This window comes from Bacteroidota bacterium (genome assembly GCA_026391695.1).
GTDB lineage: Bacteria > Bacteroidota > Bacteroidia > Bacteroidales > JAGONC01 > JAPLDP01.
In genome coordinates this window covers 64,242-71,020 of record JAPLDP010000068.1, presented here as the reverse complement: position 1 = coordinate 71,020, position 6,779 = coordinate 64,242, and the positions used below count along the sequence as shown (strand labels likewise).

5 protein-coding genes and 1 tRNA gene are annotated in these 6,779 nt (G+C 41.0%); 3 read left to right on the top strand and 3 right to left on the bottom strand.

The features are described from left to right. Positions 1 to 651 precede the first annotated feature (651 nt). Together NT175_09200 and NT175_09195 are read right to left on the bottom strand one after the other, a co-directional pair. Positions 652 to 1,059, bottom strand: coding sequence for an Rrf2 family transcriptional regulator (locus tag NT175_09200; protein MCX6234879.1), 408 nt, complete (start codon positions 1,057 to 1,059; stop codon positions 652 to 654). Positions 1,060 to 1,067: 8 nt separating this feature from the next. After that, the gene (locus NT175_09195; GenBank protein ID MCX6234878.1) at positions 1,068 to 1,901 is read right to left on the bottom strand and encodes a sulfotransferase; all 834 of its coding nucleotides are present in this window, start codon (positions 1,899 to 1,901) and stop codon (positions 1,068 to 1,070) included. 231 nt (positions 1,902 to 2,132) lie between these two features. Between NT175_09195 and NT175_09190 the strand changes: the two genes are divergently transcribed. The 3 genes from NT175_09190 to NT175_09180 all read left to right on the top strand — a co-directional run bounded on the left by NT175_09190 (position 2,133) and on the right by NT175_09180 (position 4,398). Then, on the top strand, positions 2,133 to 2,687 hold the full coding sequence (locus NT175_09190; protein MCX6234877.1) for a DUF4251 domain-containing protein: 555 nt from the start codon (positions 2,133 to 2,135) through the stop codon (positions 2,685 to 2,687). Between the two features lie 356 nt (positions 2,688 to 3,043). Beyond that, on the top strand, positions 3,044 to 4,201 hold the full coding sequence (locus NT175_09185; protein MCX6234876.1) for a hypothetical protein: 1,158 nt from the start codon (positions 3,044 to 3,046) through the stop codon (positions 4,199 to 4,201). Between the two features lie 124 nt (positions 4,202 to 4,325). Next, positions 4,326 to 4,398, top strand: a tRNA-Thr gene (locus tag NT175_09180). A gap of 127 nt (positions 4,399 to 4,525) precedes the next feature. On the opposite strand, the gene NT175_09175 is transcribed toward NT175_09180, so the two are convergent. Beyond that, positions 4,526 to 6,676, bottom strand: coding sequence for a DPP IV N-terminal domain-containing protein (locus NT175_09175; protein MCX6234875.1), 2,151 nt, complete (start codon positions 6,674 to 6,676; stop codon positions 4,526 to 4,528). Positions 6,677 to 6,779: the final 103 nt, after the last annotated feature.

Here is a 6,779-nt window from a genome sequence, read left to right as displayed (position 1 = left end):
TATCAGAAACAAGATGGGTATTTGGGCTTTTTGTATCTTTACTCATGGAAAAGTTTGTTTAAAAGTTTATACACCTCAAAGATAATGATTATCAATGAGATAACAAACTTTTCCATTTTTTTATGAATAATTCAGGTTAGATTAGTTTTTATTATAAAAGGTGATTTTATTTCAGTTGTAGTTTCCTGAGCAAAACCTGTCAGGCTAACGAGTATAAATAAAAGACAGATTTTATTTTTCATCGTTGTTATAAGTTTAGTATATGGTGTCCAACGTTATGTACAATGGCAGATCCCCATTTATTCATCCACTTGGGGTGTTCCCGGTTATTTTCCGGGGGGCTAAGGATGACCAGGTTAACCACAAATATAATAAAAAACCATATAAAATACACCTCGGTTTTGGATTTTATTTCATCTCATTTCAATGATTTGCACGATAAGTAATTAACTGGCTTTGTTTCTTATTGTCAAACCCTTAAAAATATTTCCCGGTGTTTAAAATGCTTGTGTGTCCAAGGCTTTTATCAAGTCATAAAGATTTATTCCAATCAATTCAGGACAAAGTATATACAAGGATTGGTAAGCTCTGTGAATCAGAGGAAAAGAAATTTTAATCTTTTACTAATGAATTAAGATCTATCTCTGTCGGTTATATCAAGTCCTTAAGGGTGGTTTTTTTCAGAATGCTATACGTATTGTCACGTATTTCTTTAAATACCGAGCGTAAATTACACGTGGCTTCATCCTTACAAAATTCACATGGCTGATATGCCTTTTCTGATACACATGCAACCAGTGCAATAGGACCCTCGAAGTGTCTGACAATAGCCCAAAGAGTAACTTCTGCTGGCTCTTTTATCAAATAATATCCTCCCGATTTACCCAGTTTACTCCCAACAATACCCAGTTTTTTTAACTCAACGAGGATCAATTCAAGAAACCTTTGAGGTAAGTGTTCGCTTTTAGCAATATCACTGATTAATATTGCTCCTTTGCCGGATTCTTTTGCTAACCGTACAAGGGCTAAAATCGCATATCGTGTCTTTTTGGATAGCATAATAAAATTTATAATAATGCAGATAACTTCCAGAACAGTACGTTTATCATCCACCTCACTGGGCGGGTCAGCCGGTAATGACCAAGCATATCAGGCACAATTCCGAAGTATTTGCCCCTTTTCCTCCGTTTTAGCCCGGCTTTTGTAAAGTGCTCCGGCCAGTGACTGGCAGTCCGGTCAGGCTCTATCCTTTCCAATTCCTTTTCCCATGTACCATCCTTTTCATATCCATAATCAATCAGGTCATTTGTGATTGACCCATGTATCTGAAGCTGACCGGCAACGCGGGGCAGATGTTCACGCCAGTTGCCTATACCCGATGACGAAATAGGCCTGATCCCACCTAATGCATCCTCCGACTGTTCAGATGGATGAGCCAATTCATGATATTTACTGAAGAGGTCCCTTTTCACCAGAAAGGGCATTTTTTTCATCAGATACTCCTGTACCACGTCAGGTTGTGTGACCAAGTCCTCGTACCGTATGGTTATGAAGCGTGGATGAGGTTGAAGCTTACGCCCATAAGGAGTGTAAGTCTTCCAGTAGGTCAGGGAGGCCCAATATCTATCCTTGTCCATGCTATGCTTGCTGACAATCATATCCCGTGGGTCACGTAACATATAGATGACATATAAGTTGGGCATCACACGCAATAGCGGTTCGATGACCAGCAGATTCTGCGGCATTTTTGTAAGAAAAATATTGGCCAGACGCGGGGGGTATACATAAATACTGTTTTCGTGCGACGTGCATAAGTCAATATCAAAACACGCAATCATCATTTTGGTGATGAGCGTTGTACCTGTTAGCGGTCCACATCCCACAACGTGTATCCGGATCATGTTAAAAGCTTCTTGAATTATTTTTCAATACTCTACCTCCAAAATGCGCCTGACTTTACAGAATAATACAGTTAGTATAAGCAAAAATAAAAAAGAACAGCTAAACGGTTACTCCTTTTTTCAATAAAACAAAAATAAACTTTAAGCTATTGAAATATCCTTGCTGTCAAATAAACATTTGAAGCGTAGAAATAATAATTTTGTGTGCATGAAATATTAAAGATTTTTACTATGAAAACGTTATTATTCGGGATGATTTTCATGATCATGGCTGTTGTATCCTATTCACAGACCGAGAAACCTGTTGATAAAAAAGTAGAGCGGAAAGCCCAGAAAGATAAAGAAAGGGAATGGATGGCAATGGTCACAAAAACGATGATCGAAGACCACAGGTTTGTTCTGGAAGCTGACTATCTTGACAATAAAACCGGTAGTCGTATTTTGGTCAACTCAATGGTAAACTTCATTATTGTTGATTCGACAACGAGTACCATTCAGCTTGGATCAACATCAGGAGCCGGATTCGGTGGTACAGGTATGCTTACTGTTGAAGGTAAAGTCAATAATTACACCTTCAAAAAAACGGAAAAAAAGCATTTCAATGCTTACTACGTCAGTTTTGTGGTCTTTGCTTCTGTCGGATCCTATAACGTAAGCATGTATATCACTGATGACGGCCAGGCTGATGCTACAGTGCAAGGTAATACATCAGGACAGTTTTCCTTTTCAGGGAAAATTTTCCCCTTAAGCATATCCAGGGTTTATAAAGGACAGCCAAGGTATTGATGAAAATTTCATGACCCTTTTGTTTTCACCAGCTACCTGATATTCGGCTTTTACCTACAATCTATTGCGAACTCATCGTTCCATCTACTGTCCCAGGTGTTGATCCCATTGACTCCCTTCAGGTACTTTTTGACGAATGGCTCAATTATCAGGGAAGAATTCCATCCGGGATTCTATTTTTACAGGCTTATCATTGGGAACAGGGAAATTTATAAAGGAAAGTTTACTGTTATCTGAAACAGCACTTTAACAAAGTCCTTCCGGGCTAAATAATTTTTTCTTGAATTCCTTTTCGAAACTTAGTATATTTGTTTGACTCATCAGTTCCATTCAAACAATATCCGGAGGATCAAATCATGAAACGAACGTCCTTTTTTTTATCGCTTCTTGTTTTTACCATTTCTTTTATGATGTGCAACAGTAAAGCCGGCCAGGTACCCAAAGGTGCTGCCGGAGATGAATCTCCTCAAAAGGAGGGTAAAATCTATAAATTTAAACGGTACAGCATGGTTGACCAGCAGGGAACAGGTACGGAGGCTTTCAGCTTCCTGATGCCTGTAGACTGGGTATGTGACGGCGGCATTATTTGGATGCTTGATAATCCGGGTATGCCGGCAACAGCTGCTTTAAAGGTCAGCAATCCCAAAGGCTCCGAGGAATTTGAGGTTTTCCCCAACCAATCCTTCTTTTGGGGTACAAACCAGACCGTTCTTTCCATGTTCCCGATTGGATCAAAGTATTTTGGAATGGAAGTCCGTCCTCAGATGACTGCCGCACAGGCATTACGTCAGGTCGTAATACCACGTTTCCGCGGAAATAAAGTTAATATGACGGTCATCAGCGAACAGGCAGTCCCTGAACTGGGCAATGCCATCAAAGCCACACAGCAATCCCAGGGAGGCATAATTGCGAATGCTGAGGCCGGTAAAATCAGGATTGAATATACCGAGAATGGCAAAACCATGGAAGAGGAGATTTATGCGGTTGTCGAATCCTACAGCTTCCCCATTCAGTCATGGGGACAAATCGTATATAATACCAACTGGACGGTGGATTATATTTTTTCCTATAAAGCTGAAAAAGGCCAGGGTGCCAATGTGGCTAAGATATTTGAAACCATCACCAATTCATTTCATGTGAATCCGAACTGGTACAATAAATATGTTCAGTTCACCGAGTTCCTTATTCAGCAACAGATCAAGCAAATCCACAGCATTGGTGAACTGAGCCGTATGCTGGCACAAACCAGCGATCAGATCAGGGAGGAAAACATGCAGCAGTATTATGAACGTGATGCCATAGGTGACAGGATCTCTGAGAACTTCAGCCAGTATATACGTGGCGTGGATGAATATTATGACCCTGTAGCAGGTAAACCGGTAGAACTGCCATCAGGTTATGACAACGCATGGAGCAATCCGCTCGGCGAATATATTGTTGCAGAAGATCCGAGTTTCAATCCCAACATCGGTTCCAACCTCAATTGGCAACTTCTGGAGAAAAAGACTCATTAAAACTTGTCATTCACGGATGTCATCTCTCTGAAGAGATGCCATCCAGAACGAAAGGATACCATCTTTCCCAAAAATGGCATCCTTTATTATTTTATGAAATAAATCGTATTTTTGCACCACCTATGCCACTTTAGCTCAGCTGGTAGAGCAATTCACTCGTAATGAATAGGTCGAGGGTTCGAATCCCTTGAGTGGCTCGGCGAATCCCGGCTAAAGCCGGGATTCTTCATTTAAGATTAACGATAGCTGATATTTGATTTATGATTTATATTGTAAAAAATCAAAAATCAAATATCGTTAATCATTTATCAGAAATCATCCAGCTTATTTGAGGTTTTCAATTAAATATTCAGCCATTTTCTTATTTAAGTGTACCCTATCTTTCCCACCAACTCCATGCTCATGACCGGGATAAACGAAATAATCCACCTGTACACCGGCATCAATGCAGCTTTTCAGAAATTGCAGGCTATTTTGCCAGACAACAGTGGGGTCTATTGTACCGTGGATGATCAACAACTTGCCTTTCAGATTACCGGCTTTATTCAGAAGTGAGGTTTCCTCATACCCTTTCGGGTTATCCAGAGGGGTGTCCATATACCGTTCGCCATACATCACCTCGTAGTATTTCCAGTCGGTAACAGGCCCACCGCAACAGCCTGCCCTGAAGACATCCGGATATCGCAACATCAAGTTAATGGTCATAAATCCACCATAACTCCAACCCGTTACACCAATACGATCGGAATCCACAAACGAAAGTGTCTTCAGATAAATGATGCCCTGCATCTGGTCGTCAGCTTCCACCACACCCAACTGCCGGAAAGTGGCCTGCTCGAAATCAATTCCACGGTTCGTAGTGCCCCTGTTATCCAGCGTGAACACCACAAATCCCTGCTGCGCCAGGTAATTTAAAAATAATCCGGCAGCGCCGAGCCATGAATCAGTCACAAGCTGTGAATGAGGCCCTCCGTAAACATAAACGATAACAGGGTACTTTTTAGCCGGATCAAAATCAACAGGTTTGATCATCCGGCAATACAGATCATCGCCACCTTTACTTTTTATTGTGAAAATGGTCGTTTCTCCCAACTTATACTCCTTAAGCGGATTAGAATTCTGAAGTAATATCTGCTTGACCTTGCCCTTTTCATCAATAAGCGCATATTCCAGGGAAATCTTGCTGCTCAGGCTGCTGTATGTATCGATGACATATTTGCCATCACTGCTGAGCTGTGCGTTATGTGTGCCTTTAACAGAGGAAAGCCTGGAAGAACGACTGGTGTTAAGATCGACAGAATAGATGTGTTGCTCAACAGGATTTTCCTGATTCGAAATATAAAAGACCTTCTGGCCTTTTGGATCTGTTCCGAGTAACTCGCTCACATCCCATGCACCCTGTGTGACCTGCTTTATCAAGTTACCATCCGTGTCGTAAAGGAAAAGCTGATTGTGACCGTCTCTCTGGCTGAACCACAGGAACTGACCGGGATTACTTTGCAGGAAATAAAGTCCGTGCAAGGGCTCTACATATTCCTTATCACTCTCCTCAAAAAGGGTTTTATCCAAATCACCAGTGACAACATTGTACCTGTTCAGTTTCAAATGATTCTGGTCGCGGTTCAGGACGGCGATATAGATAAATTTTTCATCCGGGCTCCATGTAATGTTGGTCAAATATTGGTCGACAGGTTCACCGGTCTTCAGGAATATCTTTTCATTTGTTTGAGGATTTAAGACGCCAACGGTAACCTGGTGGCTGGTCATCCCGGCCATGGGGTATTTTGTGCTTTTAACCTCAGCAGGTCGGGATTCAATATCAACAAGCGGGTAATCGGTGACCATGGTTTCATCCATCCTGTAAAAGGCCAGATAGTTGCCTTTCGGCGACCAAAATGTGCCCTTATAAATGCCAAATTCATTTCGATGTACTGTCAGGCCATTTACGATGCCCTTATTTTCATCACCTGTAACCCTTATCTCCTCACCGTTTAGAGCTATAAACAGATTATTCTCCCTGGTAAAGGCCACAGCAAAGGTGGTGGGATCAATATCCCTGTTCTCCCCTTTTTCATCATAGTCATTGACTTTTTTGATCTCTTTTGTGATAAGATCAAAAACAAATAGTTTATTCTTAGTAATAAACATGAATTTGTCAGCTTCAATCCATGTCACTGAAGGAAACCGTTTTAATGTATCTCCTCCTGCATTAATGACCAATGGATTGAGAACTTCAAGCTTAAGAAGAGTGTCCCGTTTTTCATCCATGACATTTCCTGATAGAAGACTGTTGGCGGCAATCCATGCAAACAGGTCGCTGTTGGCTCTCCACTGCAGGTTTTGCAGTGTTTTAGGCCTCAAGGCCTCGTTCATGCCACTGGCATCCTCAATGGTGAACAGTTTATCCTGCGCATAAAGAGTTTGTTGAACGAATAGTACAAAAACTAAAATGATAATTCTGGTAAAAGGTTTCATGATAAACTTATTTTGGGGTATTTGGGAATAAAAATAGGAAGATTTATGATTTGGAAATAAAGATTACAGATTTATGGTTACCATGTTTTCTGCAACCAACAAC

Coding starts and splice junctions, on each gene's coding strand:
- NT175_09175 (MCX6234875.1), bottom strand. CDS start 6,676: ATGAAACCTTTTACCAGAATTATCATTTTAGTTTTTGTACTATTCGTT.
- NT175_09200 (MCX6234879.1), bottom strand. CDS start 1,059: ATGCTATCCAAAAAGACACGATATGCGATTTTAGCCCTTGTACGGTTA.
- NT175_09190 (MCX6234877.1), top strand. CDS start 2,133: ATGAAAACGTTATTATTCGGGATGATTTTCATGATCATGGCTGTTGTA.
- NT175_09195 (MCX6234878.1), bottom strand. CDS start 1,901: ATGATCCGGATACACGTTGTGGGATGTGGACCGCTAACAGGTACAACG.
- NT175_09185 (MCX6234876.1), top strand. CDS start 3,044: ATGAAACGAACGTCCTTTTTTTTATCGCTTCTTGTTTTTACCATTTCT.